Raw genomic sequence first — 20,960 nt, forward strand, 5'->3', positions numbered from 1 at the left:
CCGGGCCAAGGGGAAGATGGCCTGGCAGGAGCGCTTTCTCCAGCAGCTCAGCCAGATTCGATCCCTTGGGGGGGACCACCATGACCGCTCGTCGGTTCGCACCGTCCATCGCTTCCGTAAAGAAGGCCACCGCGGTCGCCGCGATCATGCTCGCCGCCACCGGTGTGGCCGGCGGCACCGCCTGGGCGGACGACAACACGCCGGTGGTGCCGTGCGCCGACGGCTCGGTCCACCTGCCGGGCGAGAACGCCGTCGAGAACGCCCCCGCCCACAACGGGCACGTGGCGATCGACCTCATGCGCGACATGTACCCGGTCGTCAACGGCGACACGGTGACCTACCGGGGGTACATCTGGTTGACGAACAACACCGGGGCCGCGTACCAGCACGTCACCGTGGTGCCGGTGATCTCCGCCCACCCCAACGTTCTGAACACCGGCAACACCACGCTGCGCTGGGAACGCGATGACAACAGCACGGTCGAACTGCCCACCCGGATGGGCTGCGACCCGTCGATCTGGGGTGCCTCCGGCGCGCTGGACCAGCCGATGGCGAACGGCCAGATCTCCCGCTACGTGGTGACGGTCACCACGTCGAAGGAGGTCGCGGCGCAGGCCGACGAGATCCTGCTGAACGTCCGCGGTGCGGCGGACGGCGACCGCAGCCTGGAGTCCCCCCTCGGTTGGCTGAAGGTCCCGCCGGCGCCGCCGGTGTCGCCCTCCCCGTCGGTCTCCACGTCGCCGTGGACGTCGCCGTCCCCGTCCGCCTCCCCGTCCTCGTGGACGTCCCCGTCGGCCTCGCCGTCCTCCTGGACGTCGCCGTCCGCGTCGCCGTCGCAGACCCCCTGGACGTCGCCCTCCCCGTGGGTGTCGCCCTCCTCGTGGGTGTCGCCCTCCTCGGGCTCCTCGGGCACCGGCACCAAGGTGCTGTCCGCGTCGCTTCCCACCAACGTGAACACCGAGCAGGTCGCCGCCGCCGGCAACAGCAGCGACAAGTCCGCGCCGCTGGCCGCCGGGGCCCTCGCCCTCACCGCCGCGGGCGGCGTGTTCTTCCTCAACACCCGCCGTCGTTCCCGCGGCACCAAGTAACAGCGTCCTTCCCCCGCGTGGCCGGCCCCTTCCGGGGGCCGGCCATCCGGCGTTCTGGGCCCCGCCCCGTCCTCAGGGCTCCCGCGGTGGCAGCGGCGGGCGGCGCAGGTCGGGCCGGGCGGCGGTCGGGGGCGGGGGTGCGGCGGCGGGGGTGGTGGTGAGGAGGTCGAGGGCGAGGGTGACGGCGGCGGCGAGGTCGGTGTGTTCGCCGCGGGCCCAGTCGCGCGGGGTGCGGACGACTTCGATGTCGGGGGCGACGCCGTGGTTCTCGATGGCGAAGCCGATGCCGCCGGTGAACCAGGAGGCGTTCTTCGGGACGGAGATCTGGGTGCCGTCGCCGAGCGCGTGCCGGCCGGTCATGCCGACCACGCCGCCCCAGGTGCGGGTGCCGACCACCGGGCCGAGGTCGAGGGCCTTGATGGCGGCGATGATGACGTCGCCGTCGGAGCTGGTGGCGTGGTCGGCGAGCGCGACCACGGGGCCGCGCGGCGCGTCCCGGGGCCAGCGGACGGGCTGCCGGCCGCGGGTGAAGTCCCAGGCGAGGACACGGCGGCGGAGCTTCTCCAGGACCAGCTCGGAGACGTTCCCGCCGGCGTTCCCGCGGACGTCCAACACCAGCGCGGGGTGGGCGAGTTCGGAGCGCAGGTCGCGGTTGAACTGGGCCCAGCCGGAGCCGCCGAGGTCCGGGATGTGCAGGTAGCCGCACACGCCGTTGCTGAACTCCCGCACCAGGTGGCGGCGTTTGGCCACCCAGTCCTGGTAGCGGATGGGCCGCTCGTCGGTGAGCGGGGTGACGGCGATCCGGCGCAGCCGCTCGCTGTGGCGGACCGTCAGCTCCACCGTGGTGCCGCCGGTGCCGGCCAGCAGCGGCGCGGGGCCGCGCACCGGGTCGGGCGGACGGCCGTCCACGGCGACCAGCTCGTCGCCGTCCTGCACGCCGTAACCGGCGAGCGGCGCACGGGCCTTGGGGTCGGAGGACTCGCCGGGCAGGATCCGGTCGACCAGCCAGCGGCCGTCCGGGTCGCGGTGCGCGTTGGCGCCGAGCAGGCCGAGCGGCAGCTGGGCGATCGCCGGGCCCTCGCCGCGCCGGGACGGGGTGACGTAGGCGTGCGAGGTGCCGAGTTCGCCGAGCAGTTCGCGCAGCAGGTCGGCGAAGTCGTCGGGGGAGGCCACCCGGTCCAGCAACGGGGCGTACTGGTCGGTGAGTTCGGGCCAGTCGAGGCCGCACATGCCGGCGTCCCAGAACTGGTCGGCGACGATCCGGGCGGCCTCGAAGTAGGACTGCCGCCACTCGGCGGCCGGGTGCACGGTGTGGGTGATCCGGCGCAGGTCGACGGCGAGCGGGGCGGTGGGCGCGGCCATCGGGTACAGCTTGAGCGCGCCGCCCGAGAACACCGAGACCGCGGAGCCGTCGGCGGACACCGCGAAGCCGTCCAGCTGCTCCACCAGCGTGCTGCGGCGGCCCCGGGCCAGGTCGAAGAACTCCAGCGCGGGGCGGCCGGAGGTGTCCTCCGGGTTGGCGAAGGTCTGGCCGAGCGCGCCGGAGATCGGCCAGCGCAGCCAGATCACCCCGCCGCGCACCGCCGCCGTCGCCGAGTACTTGGAGGCGATCACCGGGAACGGCACCAGGCGCTTGCTCAGCCCCTCCTCGTCCACCCGCACGGTGCCGTCGCCGGTGGCCTCCTCCGGGTCCAGGCCGACCGGCGGGCGGCCCTCGGCCGGGGAGGCGAACGGCGACGGGGTGTCGGCGGCCAGCGGCACCAGGTACGGGCGGCAGCCGAGCGGGAACGACAGGTCGCCGGTGTGCACGTCGTGCACCGGGTCGAAGCCCCGCCAGGACAGGAACACCAGGAACCGGCCGTCCCGGGTGAACACCGGATGCTCGTCCTCGAACCGGCCGCCGGTGACGTCGACGGTGCGCTCCGGCCGGTCCACCCGGGCCAGCCGGACGGCGCGCAGCGAGCGGCCCGCGACCGGCTGGGACCAGGTCAGCCACTGCGAGTCCGGGGAGAACGACGGGCTGGAGACCGGTCCGAACCGGGACGCGGCGACCTCGGTGACGCCGCCCTCGGCGGTGTCCACCAGCAGCAGTCGGCCGTCCGAGCAGGCCACCGCCAGCAGACTGCCGTCGGGGGCGGCGGACAGCTCCTGGACCCGGCCGATCCGGCCCGCGGCGATCCGCCGGTGCGCGGCCCGCCCGTCCGCCGGGCCGTCCTTGCCGGGCAGCGGCGCCAGCTCGATCGCGTCCTCGCCCTCCGCGTCGGTGACCCAGGCGGCCTGCCCGCCCCAGCCGAGCACCAGCGGCAGCCGGCAGCGCACCCCCGGGGTGTCGGCCAGCACCCGGGCCGGGCCCTCCCGGTGGGTCAGCCAGTACAGCGAGCCGCGCACGTTGATCACCCCGGCCCGGCCGGTGGCGTCGCAGGCCAGGTCCTTGACGTTGTTCGCGGCGCTCACCTGGTAGGGGCGACGGCCGGACCGGGCGCCGCCGAGCGGCACCTCCAGACGGTGCGGGGCGGGCGCGTCGAGGCCGTCCAGCAGCCACAGGTCGCCGGCGTGCTGGTAGACGATCCGGGTCCCGTCGGTGGCGGCCTCCCGCGCGTAGTACGTGGCGTGGTCGGTGTGCCGGCGCAGGTCGCTGCCGTCCGGGCGCACCGAGTACACGTTGCCGACGCCCTCGTGGTCGGACAGGAACGCCACCCTGGTCCCCGCGGGGGTCGCCACCGGCATCGGCGCGGCCAGGTGCCCCGGCAGGTCGGGCAGCAGCAGGTCGTGGTCCACCCACAGCCGGCCCTTCGCGCCGCCCCGGTACCGCTTCCAGGAGGCCGGCTCGTGCGGGGCGGCGTCGGTCAGCAGCACCGTGTGCCCCTCGCCCATCTGGGCGTCCGCGACCGGCCCCCACGGCATCCGGCGGCCCGGCGAGCCGTCCGGCGGCAGCTCCCACGCCCAGGTGTAGTGGGCGAACGGCTCGTGGTACGAGCTGACCGCCAGCACGTCCCCGTTCGGCAGCCACCCCCGCACCCGGGTGTCCTGGCTGCCCCAGTACGTCAACCGGGTCGCCGGGCCGCCCGCCACCGGGGCGGTGAACACCTCCGGGGTCAGTGCGAACCAGCTCGTCCAGGCCAGCGAGGCGCCGTCCGGCGACAGCCTGGGGTGGCTCACCCTGGTCCGGTCGGCACTGGCCCGCCAGGCCCGTCCGACGCGGCCGTCCGAGGCGAGCGGCGCGACCCAGACGTCGTCCTCGGCGGTGAAGGCGAGCAGACCGTCGCGTACATGGGGGAAACGCAGGTATCCGGGCACCACTCCATGGTTCGACCCCGCGCCGGGGGCCGCAACGCGGGCGGGTCCGGGCGCGTTCCCCCGGGCTGAGTCACCGTCAGGGAACGCCGGTCGTCGGTCCATTGACAGGGGCGGGCCGAGCCGGTTCAGTGGTCTAGTCCAACTCCCAGGGTGCGTGCCGGTGCGGCGGCACGCCCCGGGCCGGGAACCCCACAGTCCGGCGGGCGGGAGACGGACGTCCCCCACACATCAGGCAGGAGCATCCCCACATGCGCACTTCCCGGAAGAAGCGGCTGCTCGCCGCCGGAACGGCCTGGGCGGTGGCGGCCGCAGGAGCCGTCGCCATCAGCTTCGGACTGGCCGGGTCGGCCTCGGCCGGCGAATTCCTGGTCAACGGCGGCCTGGAGTCCGGCGCCCTGGCCCCCTGGACCTGCAGCGGCACCACCGGCAGCGTCGTCACCGGCCACGCGCACAGCGGCAGCTACGCACTCGCCGGCGCGGCCAGTTCCACCGACACCGCCCAGTGCACCCAGACCGTCGCCGTCGCCCCCAACACCACGTACACGCTCAGCGCGTACGTCAACGGCGCGTACGTCTACCTCGGCGTCAACGGCGGCAGCTCGACCTGGACGCCCAGCACCGGCGGCGCTTACCAGAAGCTGTCCGTCAGCTTCACCACCGCCGCCACCCAGACCTCCGCCACCGTCTTCACCCACGGCTGGTACGGGCAGGGCACCTACTACGCGGACGACATCTCGCTGGACGGGCCGGGCGCACCGAGCTCCTCGCCCTCGGTGCCCAGCTCGCCGAGCCCGTCCGCCTCGGCCTCGGCCTCGGCCTCGGCCTCCGCCTCTGCCTCGGCTTCCGCGTCCGCCTCGGCCTCTGCTTCCGCTTCGGCCAGCGCCAGTCCGTCGGGCTCGGCGACCTCGCCGCCGCCGGCCGGGAGCCACGCGCTGGTCGGGTACCTGCACGCGAGCTTCGCCAACGGCGCCGGGTACCTGAAGATGGCGGACGTGCCCGACAGCTGGGACATCATCGACCTGGCCTTCGGCGAGCCGGACTCCATCACCTCCGGCAACATCCACTTCAACCGCTGCCCCGTCGCCCAGTGCCCGGGCGTCGAGTCCGACGCCGACTTCAAGGCGGCGATCGCCGCGAAGCAGGCCAAGGGCAAGAAGGTGCTGCTGTCGATCGGCGGCCAGAACGGCGAAGTGCAGCTCACCACCACCGCCGCACGGGACGCCTTCGTCTCCTCGGTCTCCTCGATCATCGACAAGTGGGGCCTCGACGGCCTCGACATCGACTTCGAAGGGCACTCGCTGTCGCTCAACACCGGCGACAACGACTTCAAGAACCCGACCACGCCGGTGATCACCAACCTGATCTCGGCTGTGAAGACCCTGAAGGCCAAGTACGGCGCGAAGTTCCAGCTGACCATGGCGCCGGAGACCTTCTTCGTCCAGCTCGGCTACCAGTACTACGGCTCGGGCCCCTGGGGCGGCCAGGACCCGCGCGCCGGAGCGTTCCTGCCGGTCATCTACGCGCTGCGCGACGACCTGACGCTGCTTCACGTCCAGGACTACAACTCGGGCTCGATCATGGGCCTCGACGGCCAGTACCACAACATGGGCGGCGCGGACTTCCACATCGCCATGACCGACATGCTCCTCGCCGGCTTCCCGGTGGCCGGCAACACCGCCAACATGTTCCCGCCCCTCAAGCCCTCCCAGGTCGCGATCGGCATGCCCGCCAACACCTACGCGGGCAACGGCTACGTCGCCCCGGCCGTGGTCAACCAGGCCCTGGACTGCCTCACCAAGGGCACCGGCTGCGGCTCCTACACCCCGCGCGCCGGCAAGCAGCCGAACCTCCGCGGGCTGATGACCTGGTCGATCAACTGGGACAACTACAACGGGAACGAGTTCTCGAAGAACTTCCACAGCTACTTCGGCTGACCGGGCCGCACGCACGGGGCCGGCTGCCGGGAAGGCGGCCGGCCCCCTGCGTGCGCCGGTGTGTTCGTCGGCGGCGGGTTCGGGCGGGTGGCAGCCCGCGGCAGGCGGGGAGCCCCCGATCTCGGCCGCCGCGGTCGTTCGTGACAGGTCGGTTCGCATCCGGTACCGGTCCGGTCACGGGGACGGTTCGCTGTCCCGGTGTCGCGCCATGATCCGAGGGGCGAGGGGGAGAGATGCAACGAGCACGATCCGTGCGGTGGGCGGGAGTCGTCGCGCTGGTGTCGGCGGTGGTCGGCTGCACGACGCCGCACCGGGACCGGGCGCTGCCCGCGCCGACCGCCTCCGCGCCGACCGCCTCCGCGCCGACCGCCACCGCGGCGGCCGACTGCGCGTACCCGCGCTACGAGTTCACCCCGGACGTGAGGACGGAGACGCTGACGTACGTCACCCCGGCCGTCACCCTCACGGCGCCGGACGGCGGCCCGGTGGACTTCTCCCACGCGCTGGCCGTCCGGCCGCTCACCGCGACGGCGGTGTCGAGCGCGGGCGACGCGGACGCCCGCAACGCGTACGACGCGTTCGTCCGCCAGTCGCGCACCCCGGGGCTGCCGGAGTTCGGCAAGCCGCTGAAGCCGTATTCGAACCCGACCGTGGGCGTCGGCAAGCCGGGCCGGTTCCTCGGATACGCGTTCAACTGGGTGATCACGAGTTCCTTCGTCCGCCACTGCGCGGGGACGGGCGCGGGGCGCCTGGACGCCGTCGGCTCCGTCACCAGCTTCCAGGCGGACTTCCCCCTGGCGGGCACGGTGGACTGCGCCGAGCCCGCCGGTGAGAGCGGACGCGAGGCCGCCCGGCTCATGTGCGGCACCGACGCCTGACGACCGGCAGCAGTCCGGACCAGGGCGCCTGCCCGCCGCAGGCGGGTGCGGGGTGGGGACGGCGTGCCTAGCCTGAGGGGAGGAGGTGGTGGTGATGCTGGGCGATGCGCCGTTGTGTGCGGTGATTCCGGTGACCGACATGGGGCGGGCGAAGCAGTACTACCGGGAGACGCTCGGGCTGGAGGTGGTGACGGAGGGGGCGGAGGACGTCACGTTCCGGTCCGGGGGCTGTGAGTTCTCGCTGTACGAGACGCCCTACGGGGGGCAGGCCGGTCACACGCTGGCCAGTTGGAAGGTCGCCGATCTGGACGCCGAGATGACCGAACTGCGCGGTCGTGGCGTGGTGTTCGAGGAGTACGACCTGCCGGGCCTGAAGACCCTGAACGGTGTCGCCGAGGCCGACGGCATGCGGGCCGCGTGGTTCAAGGACCTGGACGGCAACGTGCTGTGCGTGAACGAGCGGCGTGCGGCGTGAGGGGGGCGAGAAACGCAGAAGGCCCCTCGCTTCCGCGAGGGGCCTTCTGCTGTCTGTGCGCCGCCAGGGACTCGAACCCCGGACCCGCTGATTAAGAGTCAGCTGCTCTAACCAACTGAGCTAGCGGCGCTTGCTGACGGAGAGAACATTACCTGGTCAGCGCCGGAAACACACAATCGGTCCGGTTGGGGCGGGAACGTATGCTGAACGCGGCCGTCCGCTTTCTGCGAGAGGAACCGTCGTGGGCCAGCTGACCCTGCTCTTCCTGGTGCTGCTCGCCTCCGTGGTGACGATGCCGCTGGCGCGGAAGAGCAGAATCCCGCAACCGGTGCTGATGACCATGGTGGGCCTGGTGTTCGCCGTGGTGCCGCAGATTCCCAACGTGGAGATCGACCCGGAGTTCATCCTGCCGCTGGTGCTGCCGCCGCTGATCTTCGCGGTGGCGCGGCGTTCCTCGGTGCGGTACTTCAAGGCCAACGTCCGGTCGATCCTGCTGCTGGCCGTCGCGCTGGTGATCGTCACGACCACGGCCGTCGCGGGCGTCTTCTCCTGGCTGGTGCCGGCCGCGCCGCTCGCGGCGGCGGTCGCGCTGGGCGCGCTGGTCTCGCCGCCCGACCCGGTGGCGGCCGTCGCGGTGGCGGGCGAGGTCGGGCTGCCGCGCCGACTGGTCTCGGTGCTGGAGAGCGAGGGCCTGTTCAACGACGTCACCGCGATCGTCGTGTACTCGCTGGCGATCGAGGCGGTGGTCGACGGCGACCTGTCGGTCGGGCACGCGCTGCTGCGGTTCCTGCTGTCGGCGGTGGTCGCGGTGCTGGTCGGCGTCGGACTGGGCTGGGCCAACGCCAAGCTGGCGGGCCGGCTGCAGGACCCGACGCAGCAGGTGGCGCTGAACCTGCTGGTGCCGTTCGCCGCGTACACCCTGGCCGAGGAGGCGCACGGCTCCGGCGTGCTCGCCGTGGTGGTCTGCGCGCTGTACCTGGCCGACCGGGCGTCCGACGCCGACGACGTGTCGTTCCGGCTGGTCGGCAACGCGTTCTGGGAGATCGTCGAGACGCTGATCACCGGCGTCGCGTTCGGCCTGATCGGCCTGGAGCTGTCCACCGTCCTGCGGGACGTCAAGGACACCTGGCACACCATGCTCGGCGACACCGCGATCGTGATCGCCGTGGTGGTCCTGGTCCGGCTGCTGTGGCTGCTGCCCGCCGCGTGGCTGTCCAAGCGGCTCAGCCACGGCGACGAGGACACCCCGATCAGCTGGCGGGAGACCGTGGTGCTGTGGTGGTCCGGGATGCGCGGCGTCGCCACCGTCGCGCTGGCCCTCGCCATTCCGCTGTCCCTGCACAACGGGCTGGAGTTCCCGGCCCGCAGCGAGATCATCTTCATCGCGTTCAGCGTCGTCCTGTTCACCCTGGTGGTGCAGGGCCTGACGCTGCCCTACGTGGTGAAGCTGCTCGGCCTGGACAGCGACCACGACGCGCACGAGCAGGCAGTCCGGGACCTGTGGTGGCGGGCCGCCAAGGCCGGGCTGCACCGGCTGACCGAGCTGGAGGAGCAGGACCAGCTGCCGCCGGAGATCACCGAGCGGCTGCGCGAGCGCCAGCACGACCGGCTGGCCCGGCTCTGCCCGGACCGGTACGAGGAGGAGGAGGCGCTGGAGGCGAAGCGCCGCGGCAAGAAGTGGCGGCAGGCGTTCACGGTCGAGCAGGAGATGATCGCCGCGTCCCGCCGCGAGGTGCTGATCGCCCGCGGCGAGGCCGGCGCCGACCCCGAGATCGCGGACCACGTGCTGCGGACGCTCGACCTCCAGTCGGCCAGGAAGTGAGGGTCCGTCGACCGCCCGGTGTGCAGGTCCGCGGATGTCCCGGCGGCGTGCTCCGCAGGGAATAGGGTTGGGGCGGGCAAGGCTGACGACGGATGAGGCAGACGCACCGTACCGGCCGGCCCCAGCGCACCCCTCCCGCCGGACCTGCCGGTATCGGCACCCGCATGACGCAAGGAGCAACCGATGTCGGACACCCCCGCCAACGGCCGGACCCCGCTGGACCGCACTCCGCAGTGGGCCGCGCTGGGCAAGCACCGGGCCGAGCTCGGCGACCAGCACCTGCGCGAGCTGTTCGCCGCCGACCCCGACCGGGGCAGCCGCTACACCCTCCAGGTCGGCGACCTCTTCATCGACTACTCGAAGCACCTGGTCACCGACCGCACCCTGGACCTGCTGCGCCAGTTGGCCGCCGCCACCGGCGTCGCCGAGCTGCGCGACGCGATGTTCCGCGGCGAGAAGATCAACACCACCGAGGACCGCGCCGTCCTGCACACCGCGCTGCGCGCCCCGCGCGGGGCGGTCGTCGAGGTCGACGGGGAGAACGTCGTCCCGGCCGTGCACGCCGTGCTGGACAAGATGGCCGACTTCTCCGAGCGGGTGCGCTCCGGCGTCTGGACCGGCCACACCGGCAAGCGGATCCGCAACGTCGTCAACATCGGCATCGGCGGCTCCGACCTCGGCCCGGCGATGGCCTACGAGGTGCTGCGCTCCTACACCGACCGCGACCTGACGGTCCGTTTCGTCTCCAACGTGGACGGCGCCGACCTGCACGAGGCGGTGCGCGACCTGGACGCCGCCGAGACGCTGTTCATCGTCGCCTCGAAGACCTTCACCACCATCGAGACCGTCACCAACGCGGTCGCCGCCCGCAGTTGGCTGCTGGAGCAGCTCGGCGCGGGCGAGGAGGCCGTCGCCAGGCACTTCGTGGCGCTGTCCACCAACGCCCAGGGCGTCGCCGACTTCGGCATCGACACCGCCAACATGTTCGAGTTCTGGGACTGGGTGGGCGGCCGCTACTCGTACGACTCGGCGATCGGCCTGTCGCTGATGATCGCGATCGGCTCGGAGCGCTTCCAGGAGATGCTGGTCGGCTTCCGGCTGGTCGACGAGCACTTCCGCACCGCGCCCGCGGAGCAGAACGCCCCGCTGCTGCTGGGCCTGCTCGGGGTCTGGTACGGCGCGTTCTTCGACGCCCAGGCGCACGCGGTGCTGCCGTACTCGCACTACCTGTCGAAGTTCACCGCGTACCTGCAGCAGCTCGACATGGAGTCCAACGGCAAGTCGGTGGACCGCGAGGGCCGCCCCGTCGACTGGCAGACCGGCCCCGTGGTGTGGGGCACCCCCGGCACCAACGGGCAGCACGCCTACTACCAGCTGCTGCACCAGGGCACGAAGGTCATCCCGGCCGACTTCCTGGGCTTCGCCCGCCCGGTCGACGACCTGCAGGCCGGCCTGGTCGCCCAGCACGACCTGCTGATGGCCAACTTCTTCGCGCAGACCCAGGCGCTGGCGTTCGGCAAGACCGCCGAGGAGGTCGCGGCCGAGGGCGTGCCCGCCGAGCTGGTCCCGCACAAGACCTTCCGCGGCAACCACCCGACCACCACCATCCTGGCCGACGAGCTCACCCCGCACGTGCTCGGCCAGCTGATCGCCCTCTACGAGCACAAGGTGTTCGTCCAGGGCGCCGTCTGGAACATCGACTCCTTCGACCAGTGGGGCGTGGAGCTCGGCAAGGTGCTGGCCAAGAAGATCGAGCCGGTGCTGCTGACCGGCGAGGGCGGCGGGGCGCTGGACGCCTCCACCGCCTCCCTGGTCGGCCGCTACCGCGAGCTGCGCGGCCGCAAGTAGTCCGATCCGTACGACGAGGGCCCCGGGGCGATCCCCGGGGCCCTCGTCGTACGCGGCGTCAGACGATGCGCGCCAGCAGGGAGTCCGCGTGCGCCGAGATGAGGGCGCGGGCCAGCTCCGGGTCGGGGACGGCGAGGGCGTCGGCGAGCGCCAGGTGCTCGGCGTGGTCCTCGGCGGCGTGCTCGCTGGTCGCGGTGGCGGCGGCCGAGATGCGTATCTGACGGTCCCACAGGGTCTCGTACAGGGAGGTCAGGACGGGGTTGCCGGCTGCCCGCAGCAGGGTCAGGTGGAAGTGCCGGCCGGCCTCGACCGGGTGCGGGTCGCGGCGCTCGCAGGCGGCGCGCAGCTCGGCGGCGGCGGCCGTCAGCGCGGCCGGGCCGCGCTCGGCCAGGGTGTCGACGGCGGCGCGCTCGAACAGCACCCGGGCGGCCAGCACGTTCCGGGCCTCGCCCGGGGCGATCGGGACGACCTGTGCGCCGCGCTTGGGGTACAGGCGCAGGAAGCCCTCCGACTGGAGGCGCAGGAACGCCTCCCGGACCGGGGTGCGGGACAGGCCCAGCTCGATCGCGACCACGCCCTCGGAGAGCAGCGTGCCGCCCGGCCAGGAGCCGTCGAGCAGCCGGGTGCGGACGTGCTGGTAGGCCCGCTCCGCGGTGGACTGCGGATCGGCGGCGGTCGCGGCGGTCGGGTCGGTCTGCGCGTCGGTCACTCCGCCATTCTGCCACGCAATCCCACCTTGCATCCATGCTTGCATCTATGATGCTGGCATGCCTCCGAACGACCCCGGCCCACGCACCGCCCTGTTCGTGACCTGCCTGAACGACACCCTGTTCCCCGGCACCGGTCGCGCCACCGTCACCCTGCTGCGCCGCCTCGGCGTCGAGGTGGACTTCCCGCCGGCCCAGAGCTGCTGCGGACAGATGCACTTCAACACCGGCTACCGCAAGGAGACCGCCAAGCTGGCCCGGCACTTCGTGGACACCTTCGGCGGCTACGAGCAGATCGTGGTGCCCTCGGCGTCCTGCGCCGGCATGCCCGCCGAGGCGTACCCGTCGGCCGTGGTCGGCGATCCCGGGCTGGCCCGGGAGGTCGCCGAACTCGCGCCCCGCGTCGTCGAGTTGACGGAGTACCTGACCGACCGGCTGGGCGTCGTGGAGGTCGGCGCGTACTTCCCGCACCGGGTCACCTACCACCCGACCTGCCACAGCCTGCGCGCCACCCGGCTGGGGGACCGGCCCTACCGGCTGCTGCGTGCCGTCAGCGGCATCGACTTCGTGGAGCTGCCCGCGCAGGACGAGTGCTGCGGCTTCGGCGGCACCTTCTCGGTGAAGAACCCGGCGGTCTCCGGCGCGATGAACGGCGACAAGGCCCGGCACGTGCTGGAGACCGGGGCGTCCGTGCTGGCCGCCGTCGACAACTCCTGCCTGATGAACATCGGCGGCCGACTGAACCGGGACGGCCACCCGGTGCGCACCCTGCACCTGGTGGAGATCCTCGCCCGAACCGAACAGGACGGGCCGCTGCCCGGCCTCCCCGTGGTGGAGGGTGCACGATGACGAGGTCGTTCCTGGGCTGGCCCGCGTTCCCGGAGGCCGCCGAACGCGAGGTCGGCAACCGGCAGCTGCGGGAGAACGTGCGCCGCGCCACCCACACCATCCGCGGCAAGCGGGCGGTGCTGGCCGCCGAACGCCCCGACTGGGAGGCGCTGCGGGACGCCGCCGCCGGAATCAAGGACCAGGTGCTGGCGAACCTGGAGAGCCACCTGCTCCAGGTCGAGGAGAAGGTCACCGCCGCCGGCGGCACCGTGCACTGGGCGCGGGACGCCGCCGAGGCCAACCGGATCGTCACCGACCTGGTCCGGGCCACCGGCGAACGCGAGATCGTCAAGGTCAAGTCGATGCTGACCGAGGAGATCGGCCTCGACGCCGCCCTCGAGGCCGCCGGGATCAACGCCCGGGAGACCGACCTCGCCGCCACCATCGTCCAGCTCGGCGACGACCTGCCCTCGCACGTGGTGGTGCCCGCGCTGCACCGCAACCGCACCGAGATCCGCGACATCTTCGTGCGCGAGATGGGCCGGCACGGCCGCCCCGCGCCCGAAGGGCTCACCGACGAGCCCGCCGAACTCGCCGAAGCGGCCCGGCTGCACCTGCGGGAGAAGTTCCTCGGCGCGAAGGTCGCCGTCTCCGGCGCCAACTTCCTGGTCGCCGAGACCGGCACCCTGGTGGTCGTCGAATCCGAGGGCAACGGCCGGATGTGCCTCACCCTCGCCGACACCCTGATCTCCGTCGTCGGCATCGAGAAGACCGTCCCGAGCTGGCAGGACCTGGAGGTCTTCCTGCAACTGCTCGCCCGCAACGCCACCGGCGAACGGATGGCCCCCTACACCAGCACCTGGACCGGCACCACCGACGGCGACGGCCCGCAGACCTTCCACCTGGTCCTGGTCGACAACGGCCGCACCCGCGCCCTCGCCGACCCGACCGGCCGGCAGGCGCTGCGCTGCATCCGCTGCGGCGCCTGCATGAACATCTGCCCCGTGTACGAGCGCACCGGCGGCCACGCCTACGGCTCGGTCTACCCCGGGCCGATCGGCGCGATCCTCAACCCGCTGCTCAAGGGCCTCGACGACCCGCAGACCGCGTCCCTGCCGTACGCCTCCACCCTGTGCGGCGCCTGCAACGAGGTCTGCCCGGTGCGGATCCGCTTCACCGACGTGCTGCTCGACCTGCGCGCCCAGGTCGCCGACGGCGGGAAGCACCCCGTCGAACGCGCCGCACTCGGCGCCGTCGGCGGTGTGATGGAACACCAGGCCGCCTGGAAGGCCGCCGTGAAGAGCATCGGACTGGTCGGCCCGCTGCTGCTGCCCCGGAAGATCCGCCTGCCCGGCCCGCTCGGCGGCTGGACCGACAGCCGCACCGTCCCCGCCATCCCCCGGGAGTCCTTCCGCACCTGGTGGAAGCGGACCGAAGGAGACGCCAAGTGACCGACGCCCGCACCGAGATCCTCCGCCGGATCCGCGCCGCCGCCGTCCCGCCCGCGGTGGCTCCGCCCCGGCACTACCTGCGGCACGCCCCAGGGCTCGACGAGACCGACCGCCCGGCCGTGCTCGCCCTGTTCGCCGAACGGCTGACCGAGTACGGGGCCACCGTGCTGCGGGCCGACGCCGCCGCTGCCGCCGTGGCGCAGGCCCTCGACGGCGCACGCAGCGTGGTGGCACCCGTCGGGCTGCCCGACGAGTGGACCGCCGACTGGAGCGGCGAGGTGCTCGTCGACCGGCCGCTGTTGGAGACCGCCCGACTCGACGCCGCCGACGCCGTCCTGACGGCCTGCACCGCCGCCGTCGCCGAATCCGGCACCCTGATCCTCGACGGCGGACCCGGCCAGGGCCGGCGCGCCGCCACCCTGCTGCCCGACCTGCACGTCTGCGTGGTCCGCGCGTCCCAGGTGCACTCCGCGCTGCCCGGCGCGCTCGCCGTCCTCGACCCGCGGCGCCCGCTCACCTTCATCAGCGGGCCGTCCGCCACCGCCGACATCGAGATGATCCGGGTCAAGGGCGTCCACGGACCGCGCCGACTGGCGGTGGTCCTGCTGCCCTGAGATCAGCCCTCGGGGGTCGGCGCCGCGGAGATCGTCGGCCCCGCCGGACGCGGCGCCGGACCGTGCTGCGCCGTGTACACCAGCCCGAACCCCAGGCCGGCCACCAGCGTCACCGCCCCCGTCCACACGGACACCTGCCGCAACCGCCGCTGCAGCCCCTCGCGCCGATGGGCGCGCAACGCCGCCGCCTCGGCCTCGGCGAGCTCGGCGTCGAGCCAGGCGGCCCAGTCGGAGTACAGGTCGTCGGACGCCATGACCGGGACATTAGCAGCCCTTTACGCGCACCCGGCCGAGGCGACGGACCCGGTCCGCCCGCGGCCGGGAACGCCGAAGGCCCCCCGCTTTCGCGAGGGGCCTTCGACCGTCTGTGCGCCGCCAGGGACTCGAACCCCGGACCCGCTGATTAAGAGTCAGCTGCTCTAACCAACTGAGCTAGCGGCGCTTGCTGACGTGGAAGACTTTAGCAGCGGCCGGGGCCGGAGCCCAAATCCGTTTCCGGCCGGAGCGCCGCGTCCCGGGCACCCGGGGTTCAGCGGGTGTTCGGCAGCAGGTCGCCCGCCTCGCGCGGGGTGCGGGCGCGGGCGGCGCGGACGCAGGCCCAGAGGAGGACGGGAGCGCCCGGCAGCCAGGGCTCGCGGGTGTCGGGGGCGACGATCCAGCGTCCGCCGGCGGTGTCGGTGGAATCCGCCGCGCGCTGGACCGGGGGGACGGTCACCGCGTCGCCGATGCCGTGGCAGAGCAGCGGCGGGACGTCCCGGGCCCACTCCTCCCAGGCCAGCAGGGTGCGCAGCCGGGCCGCGGCGCCCGGCTGCGCGAACAGCAGGGTGCGACCGCGGAAGGCGGCCACCGGGCCGCAGCCCGGGCCGGACGCCCACAGCTCGTCGAGCACCCGGCGGCCGAACACCGAGGGCATGCTGATCACGTCGAAGACCCGGCCGCACGGCAGGACGGCCGGCGCCCACGGGCGGGCCTCCCACAGTGCGCGCATGCTGCTCGGGTACTCGCTGGCGGAGGCCAGCCACGCCTCTCCGGCGACGCTGACGTACTCGACGGCCTGATAGGTCCAGATGTCCACCCGCCCAGCGTGGACCCGACACTCCCGGGATCGCGGCGAAAACCGCGTTCACCGGACATCGGTAGCGGCGAAGGCGTACCATCGCCCGCCGCATATGCCAGTGGCCTGGCGGGGACGTCAGCCCTCCGGGGTGCGGCGCTGCAGGGTGCGGCCGTACTCGACCATCTTCAGCGCGTAGTCGGGCGTCCACTCGGCGCGCTCGGCGATCTGCTCCGCGGAGAGCGCGTCGAAGCGACGCGGATCGGCGAGCTGGGCCGCGGCGATCGCCTGGAAATCCGTGGCGCGCTCCGCCGCGGCGCGGAACGCCAGCGTCAACTCGGTGGAGCGGGAGAGCAGTTCGGCCGGATCGGCGATCGACTCCAGGTCGAAGAAACGCTCCGGCTCGGGCTCCCTGCCCTCCGGTTCGAAGATCAACTGGGCCGGGCGGATCCGACGCCCCCGATCGCCAGGCCCCGGCACGGCCGGTACGGCAGCCGGAACCGGCGTACCGCTCTGGTCGGACGCCTGCGGGTGCGAGTCGGGCATGGCGGGGCACCTCCGGGGTGGTGAAGGGATGACGGCCGTCGTCCATTGTCGCGCGCGGACCGCAGGTAGCGGAACGGTGCGCCCCCGGTTGCTATTCCCCACCACCGGCGCACGCCACCCACCGCGCGCCGGGGCGCATCAGGACAGGCGCACCCGGTGCTCCGACAGTCGCGCCAGCACCGCGTGGTTCGCCTCCCAGCCGTCCGGGAACTTCACCGCCACCCCCAGCTGCACCGGCTCCGTCGACGGATGCTCGTCCAACAGCTCCGCGATGCCCGCCCGGGCCACCACGATGCACGCGTGCCGGTGCCGCGACGCCAGCACGCACAACCGACCCGTCTCCAGGTGGAACGCCGTCGCGTCCGGGCGGCCCGACAGCGGATGCAGCACCACCGTGACGTCGTACTCCCGGCCCTGCAGCCGGTTCGCGGTGTCCACCGTCACCGCCTCGCCCAGCGCCGGATCCACCGGCACCCCCAGCCGCGCCAGCTCTGCCCGCACCGCCGCCGCCTGGTCCCGGTGCGCCGTCCCCACCGCCACCCGGCCCGCCGTCAACCGCGCCGAACCCTGCTCCGAGACCGCCGTCAACTCCCGCTCCAGCAGCCGCTGCACCGTCCGCGCCACCGCCGCCACCGCCTGCGCGTCGGTGCGCACCGTGTGCCGGGCCGGCAGCTCCAGCAGCGCCCAGCCGCTGTCGGCCGCCTCGTCGATCGCCGCGTCCACCGCCGAACCGTCCGCCCGCACCCCCGGATGCAGCGTCCGCTCACCCGGGCCGGTGCCCGAACGGAACGGCGTGTACGGGTAGAACGCCGACGAGATCAACGGCGCCGCCGAGGCCGGCAGCCGCCACGACACCGGCAGCCGGTGCGGCCGGATCGCCGGATTGTGCGCCAGCAGCGTCACCACCGCCGAACTGGACGGGTCGTACGACAGACCCGCCCACTGGTCGGTGCCCACCACCGTGAACGGGTCCAACTGGCCCGGATCACCCACGAACAGCGCCCGCTCGAACAGCCGGGCCACCGCCAGCAGCGCGTCCGAACGCATCTGGTACGCCTCGTCCACGATCGCCTGCCGCCACGGCTGCTCGGTCTTCACCCACTGCCACTTCGCCGCCGTGGAGATCACCACGTCCTGCTCCAGCAGATCCGCGACCTTGTCCTTCGCGGTGACGTTCACATGCCGCAACGCCTCCGGGGCCGGCTTGGAATCGCTCGCGTGCAACCGGCCGATCGACATCTCCGGCGCCTTCGACGCCAACCGGTCCACCAGGTCGTCCACCTGGCTGTTGGTCTGCGCGACGATCATCAGCCGCTCGCCCGCACCCACCAGCTCCCGGGCCGCCCGCACCACCAGCGTCGACTTGCCCGCACCCGGCGGGGAATCCACCACCACCCCGCGCGGGGCGCCCGGCCGCGGCCGCACCACCGCGTCCAGAATCCCCGCCACGGCCCGGTCCGCGGCCTCGCCCGGCGACAACGCGCCCGTCGCCGCAGCATCCCGAGGGTCGATCACCAGGTCTCCAGAGAAGCTCATCCGCACGTCATTCCCACTCGTCCGCACCGGCCGGTGAATCCTCGCCGACCACCGGCGGACCACCGTGCGTCCACGGAGTGTCCGCAGGCTCCGGCAACGGCGCCGACTGGCGCGGCGACAGCTCGAACAGCGTGAACACCACCTGGTCGCCCACCGCCGGCACACTGCCCGGCTCCGGATCCTTCCGCCGACCCATGCCCGACAGCAGCCGCACCACCACCTCGCCCGGCTCCGCCGAGACGATCTCCGCCCGCTGCGCCGGCTCCGCGTGCGCCCGGTACACCTCCCGGCCCGGATCGGCGTGCGGACGGTCCCCCGTCCGCACCACCAGCAGCGGACGCGGCTTCGGCGACTTGCCCTGCGTCCAATCCGGCACCACGTCCACCACCTCGCCGGCGAACGCCTCGCCCGCCAGCCGGCGCTCTGCCATCGCCAGCGGATCGTCCAGCGCCTCCTGGATCTCCAGCTTCGCCTGCTCCCGCTCGCGCTGCGCCAGCTTGCGGGCCGCCGTCACCGCGTCGTCCCGGCGCGGCTGCGGCGGCTCGCCCGCCGCCACCCGGTCCCGGTGCATGGTGAACGACCAGCGGTCGCCCTCCCAGCGGTCCGGCAGATGACCGGCCGGCGGCAGCCCGCGCAGCAGATCCACCCCGCGCCACACGTCGTGCCAGGTCGGCAGCGTCGCCGCCAGCAGCACCCGGGCCAGCTCCGCCCGGGCCCGCTCGACCAGCCCCGCCGCCCGGCGCTCCTGCACCGCGTCCCGCGAGGCGTCGGCCTGCTCCCACACCGCCACCGCCGCGTCGTGCCGCAGGATCGCCGGGGCCAGCACCCGCTCGTCGAACTTCGGATCCGTCGCCGGACCGGCCGGCGGACACCGCAGCAGACCGTCCGCGTCGCGCGCCGACTCCACCCACTCCGCGGCGACCGCACCCGTCACCGCCGACTCCATGCCCTCCGGCGGCAGGTGCCAGGCCAGCCGGGCCGCCAGGTGCTGGTCCTCCAGGTTCGACTGACCCGTCGCCCAGTGTCGCGACAGCAGGCCCGTCATCGCCAGCAGCATCGACGAGCCCGGCACCTGCGCCCGGTCCGTCAGATGCGTCAACCACCGGCCCAGCAACGGAACCCGGGTTGGCGCCGGGTACTCGCCCGGATCCGGATCCTCCGCCGTACGACGGAACCGGGTGGAACGGCCCAGCAGCGCCAGATGCGCCACGCCCGCCGCGTTCGGCACGATCAGCTGCGGCGCGTCCGCGCACAACTCCCGCACCACCGGCAGCTTCTCGCCGCTCACCGGGTCCTTCTCGGAACCCTCCAGCAGCTCCACCTGCTCGTTGAACGACTCCAGGTACGGCACCACGTCCGCCGCCATCGCCGCCAGGAACTCCGAACGCTGCGTGCGGTTCAGCGGCTGCGGCACCAGATGCAGCCGCGGCGCGTCCCGGTCCGTGCCCAGCAGCACCGCCAGCGGCGCACCCGCCTCACCGGCCGCCGCCAACGGCACCAGCACCATCGGACGCTCCGACAGATGCCGGTGCCGCACCGTAGCCAACGGCTCCGCCCGCTGACCGCGCACCGCCTCCAACCGCGCCAGCGTGGACAGCAGACTCACCGGACGCCCCCGAGCCGCGCGCCCCCGACCGCCAACGCCTCCGCCCGCAGCCGCGCCGCGTACGCCAACCGCTCGGACGCCTCGTCCAGCCCCAACTCCGCCAGCAGCGCGGGCTCCAGGCCCTGCTCCACACCCCGCTCGGCCGCCGCCAGCGCCGCCTCCACGGTGCGCAGCGAACCCAGCTCCCCGCGCACCCCGCGGCCCAACTGCTCCACGGCGCCCGCACACCTGGCCTGCGACCGGCAGTGGAAACCCAACTCGCAGGTCGAGATGCACTCCGGACCGTACGCGGCCGGCACCGTCGACACCGCCTCCGCCAACTCCTCGACCGGACGGGTCGGCGCCCCCGAGTCGTCCCGCGCCAGGTCGAAGGTCACCCCCTCCGGCAGCGCCGCCAGCAGCTGCTCCACCCTGGTCATCCGGGACAACTGCCGCCGGGTGGTGGACAGTTCGCGCCGCACGTCGACCGGCACCGCGACCGGGCGGTTGGAGAAGTCCTTCGGGCAGACCAGCAGCACCGTCAACTCCGGCGCGCCCGGCAGCTCCTGCACCGCGTAAGGATCCGCGGACGGCGCACCACCGGCCAGCCGGGCCGCCGCCTCCTGCAGGGCCAGCACGTACACCGCGGCCTGCCGGGCCGCCGCGCCGACCTTCGCCGGATCGGCCGAACCGTCCAGCACCGGGAAGGACTTGATCTCCACCACGGTGCACCGGCCGCCGTGCACCACCACCGCGTCCGGCTCCAGGTACGCCGGGCTGCCGGCCACCTGCAGACGCAGCATCGGATGGTCCAGCAGCGTCCAGGACGCCGGGTCGGCGGCCGCCTCCGCCAGCGCCGCCAACGTCCGCTCCGTACGCACCGCGGGGGACTGCGACGGCAGTAGGTCCGGCACCGCCGGCGAGGCCACCTCCTCCTCCGGCACCCCCAGCATCCGGCGCAGCGGCTCCAACAGCACCGCGTAGCCGTCCCGCTTCAGCCGGGACTCGAACTGCAGGCCCCGGCGGATCGCGAACGGCGACTGGCCGAACGGCGCGGGCCGGCCCAGGCGGTCCGCCAGCGCGGTCTTGTCCACCCCCGCGGCATCCAGCAGCGCGCGGCGGCGGCATCCGGGATTGGCGGCGAGAGCGGCGAGGGCCCGGGCGTCGAGACTGCGCTGCGGCGCGGAGCCGCGCAGCTCGGAGAGCCGCCGGAGCGACGGGGAAGCCTGCCCCAAGTGCGAGACGTTCATGGTGCGGCCCAGTCTCGCACCCGCCGCCGACAAAGCGGAGCCGGTCA

17 protein-coding genes and 2 tRNA genes are annotated in these 20,960 nt (G+C 73.5%); 9 read left to right on the forward strand and 10 right to left on the reverse strand.

Features of this window, described 5'->3' with window-relative positions; translation table 11 throughout:
- The first annotated feature begins 80 nt into the window (after nt 1-80).
- Nucleotides 81-1,088 carry a hypothetical protein gene (locus CG736_RS36545; RefSeq protein WP_157815748.1) on the forward strand — a complete coding sequence of 336 codons (1,008 nt, stop codon included), beginning with the start codon at nt 81-83 and terminating at the stop codon, nt 1,086-1,088.
- Between the two features lie 72 nt (nt 1,089-1,160).
- Here CG736_RS36545 and CG736_RS26465 read toward each other — a convergent pair whose 3' ends face one another.
- A complete protein-coding gene (locus CG736_RS26465; protein ID WP_232734188.1) occupies nt 1,161-4,388 on the reverse strand; it encodes a S41 family peptidase in 3,228 nt (1,075 codons plus the stop codon).
- A gap of 245 nt (nt 4,389-4,633) precedes the next feature.
- On the opposite strand from CG736_RS26465, the gene CG736_RS26470 reads away from it, so the two are divergent.
- The 3 genes from CG736_RS26470 to CG736_RS26480 all read left to right on the forward strand — a co-directional run bounded on the left by CG736_RS26470 (nt 4,634) and on the right by CG736_RS26480 (nt 7,672).
- On the forward strand, nt 4,634-6,319 hold the full coding sequence (locus CG736_RS26470) for a chitinase (RefSeq protein ID WP_100588671.1): 1,686 nt from the start codon (nt 4,634-4,636) through the stop codon (nt 6,317-6,319).
- Between the two features lie 233 nt (nt 6,320-6,552).
- Nucleotides 6,553-7,197: a hypothetical protein gene (locus CG736_RS26475; RefSeq protein ID WP_157815749.1), complete on the forward strand. Its 645-nt coding sequence runs from the start codon at nt 6,553-6,555 to the stop codon at nt 7,195-7,197.
- 130 nt (nt 7,198-7,327) lie between these two features.
- Complete coding sequence (locus tag CG736_RS26480) at nt 7,328-7,672, forward strand: VOC family protein (protein WP_198520619.1); 345 nt, start codon at nt 7,328-7,330, stop codon at nt 7,670-7,672.
- A gap of 56 nt (nt 7,673-7,728) precedes the next feature.
- Here the strand turns inward: CG736_RS26480 and CG736_RS26485 are convergent.
- A tRNA-Lys gene (locus tag CG736_RS26485) sits at nt 7,729-7,802 on the reverse strand.
- Between the two features lie 111 nt (nt 7,803-7,913).
- Between CG736_RS26485 and CG736_RS26490 the strand changes: the two genes are divergently transcribed.
- Together CG736_RS26490 and pgi are read left to right on the forward strand one after the other, a co-directional pair.
- Complete coding sequence (locus CG736_RS26490; RefSeq protein ID WP_100588673.1) at nt 7,914-9,494, forward strand: Na+/H+ antiporter; 1,581 nt, start codon at nt 7,914-7,916, stop codon at nt 9,492-9,494.
- Between the two features lie 183 nt (nt 9,495-9,677).
- The gene (pgi, locus tag CG736_RS26495) at nt 9,678-11,342 is read left to right on the forward strand and encodes a glucose-6-phosphate isomerase (protein ID WP_100588674.1); all 1,665 of its coding nucleotides are present in this window, start codon (nt 9,678-9,680) and stop codon (nt 11,340-11,342) included.
- A gap of 58 nt (nt 11,343-11,400) precedes the next feature.
- Here pgi and CG736_RS26500 read toward each other — a convergent pair whose 3' ends face one another.
- Nucleotides 11,401-12,051, reverse strand: a complete 651-nt coding sequence (locus CG736_RS26500; RefSeq protein WP_232734189.1) for a GntR family transcriptional regulator — start codon at nt 12,049-12,051, stop codon at nt 11,401-11,403.
- Between the two features lie 58 nt (nt 12,052-12,109).
- Here CG736_RS26500 and CG736_RS26505 point away from each other — a divergent pair, with 58 nt between their 5' ends.
- The 3 genes from CG736_RS26505 to CG736_RS26515 are packed head-to-tail and all read left to right on the forward strand — an operon-like array spanning nt 12,110 to nt 14,942.
- Entirely contained in the window at nt 12,110-12,898 is a 789-nt protein-coding gene (locus CG736_RS26505) for a (Fe-S)-binding protein (RefSeq protein ID WP_100588676.1), read from the forward strand.
- Nucleotides 12,895-14,328 carry a lactate utilization protein B gene (locus CG736_RS26510; protein WP_100588677.1) on the forward strand — a complete coding sequence of 478 codons (1,434 nt, stop codon included), beginning with the start codon at nt 12,895-12,897 and terminating at the stop codon, nt 14,326-14,328. The genes CG736_RS26505 and CG736_RS26510 overlap by 4 nt, the downstream gene beginning before the upstream one ends.
- Entirely contained in the window at nt 14,325-14,942 is a 618-nt protein-coding gene (locus tag CG736_RS26515; RefSeq protein WP_100588678.1) for an LUD domain-containing protein, read from the forward strand. Before CG736_RS26510 ends, CG736_RS26515 begins: the two co-directional genes overlap by 4 nt.
- Before the next feature lie 2 nt (nt 14,943-14,944).
- Here CG736_RS26515 and CG736_RS26520 read toward each other — a convergent pair whose 3' ends face one another.
- The 7 genes from CG736_RS26520 to CG736_RS26550 form a co-directional block, all read right to left on the reverse strand.
- Nucleotides 14,945-15,196, reverse strand: a complete 252-nt coding sequence (locus CG736_RS26520) for a hypothetical protein (RefSeq protein ID WP_100588679.1) — start codon at nt 15,194-15,196, stop codon at nt 14,945-14,947.
- A 114-nt stretch (nt 15,197-15,310) separates the two neighbouring features.
- Nucleotides 15,311-15,384 (reverse strand) — tRNA-Lys (locus tag CG736_RS26525).
- 87 nt (nt 15,385-15,471) lie between these two features.
- Nucleotides 15,472-16,017 (reverse strand): bifunctional DNA primase/polymerase, encoded by a 546-nt coding sequence (locus tag CG736_RS26530; protein WP_043914071.1) that lies wholly within the window; start codon nt 16,015-16,017, stop codon nt 15,472-15,474.
- Nucleotides 16,018-16,134: 117 nt separating this feature from the next.
- Nucleotides 16,135-16,542, reverse strand: a complete 408-nt coding sequence (locus CG736_RS26535) for a hypothetical protein (protein WP_232734190.1) — start codon at nt 16,540-16,542, stop codon at nt 16,135-16,137.
- Nucleotides 16,543-16,680: 138 nt separating this feature from the next.
- The gene (locus tag CG736_RS26540; protein ID WP_232734191.1) at nt 16,681-18,078 is read right to left on the reverse strand and encodes an AAA domain-containing protein; all 1,398 of its coding nucleotides are present in this window, start codon (nt 18,076-18,078) and stop codon (nt 16,681-16,683) included.
- A 7-nt stretch (nt 18,079-18,085) separates the two neighbouring features.
- Nucleotides 18,086-19,684: a hypothetical protein gene (locus CG736_RS26545; RefSeq protein ID WP_100588681.1), complete on the reverse strand. Its 1,599-nt coding sequence runs from the start codon at nt 19,682-19,684 to the stop codon at nt 18,086-18,088.
- Complete coding sequence (locus tag CG736_RS26550) at nt 19,681-20,913, reverse strand: hypothetical protein (RefSeq protein WP_100588682.1); 1,233 nt, start codon at nt 20,911-20,913, stop codon at nt 19,681-19,683. Before CG736_RS26550 ends, CG736_RS26545 begins: the two co-directional genes overlap by 4 nt.
- Nucleotides 20,914-20,960 lie beyond the last annotated feature (47 nt).

It is taken from the genome of Kitasatospora sp. CB02891 (assembly GCF_002803145.1).
Taxonomy (GTDB): domain Bacteria; phylum Actinomycetota; class Actinomycetes; order Streptomycetales; family Streptomycetaceae; genus Kitasatospora; species Kitasatospora griseola.

Coding starts and splice junctions, on each gene's coding strand:
- CG736_RS26550 (WP_100588682.1), bottom strand. CDS start 20,913: ATGAACGTCTCGCACTTGGGGCAGGCTTCCCCGTCGCTCCGGCGGCTC.
- CG736_RS26510 (WP_100588677.1), top strand. CDS start 12,895: ATGACGAGGTCGTTCCTGGGCTGGCCCGCGTTCCCGGAGGCCGCCGAA.
- CG736_RS26505 (WP_100588676.1), top strand. CDS start 12,110: ATGCCTCCGAACGACCCCGGCCCACGCACCGCCCTGTTCGTGACCTGC.
- pgi (WP_100588674.1), top strand. CDS start 9,678: ATGTCGGACACCCCCGCCAACGGCCGGACCCCGCTGGACCGCACTCCG.
- CG736_RS26520 (WP_100588679.1), bottom strand. CDS start 15,196: ATGGCGTCCGACGACCTGTACTCCGACTGGGCCGCCTGGCTCGACGCC.
- CG736_RS26535 (WP_232734190.1), bottom strand. CDS start 16,542: ATGCCCGACTCGCACCCGCAGGCGTCCGACCAGAGCGGTACGCCGGTT.
- CG736_RS26470 (WP_100588671.1), top strand. CDS start 4,634: ATGCGCACTTCCCGGAAGAAGCGGCTGCTCGCCGCCGGAACGGCCTGG.
- CG736_RS36545 (WP_157815748.1), top strand. CDS start 81: ATGACCGCTCGTCGGTTCGCACCGTCCATCGCTTCCGTAAAGAAGGCC.
- CG736_RS26540 (WP_232734191.1), bottom strand. CDS start 18,078: ATGAGCTTCTCTGGAGACCTGGTGATCGACCCTCGGGATGCTGCGGCG.
- CG736_RS26475 (WP_157815749.1), top strand. CDS start 6,553: ATGCAACGAGCACGATCCGTGCGGTGGGCGGGAGTCGTCGCGCTGGTG.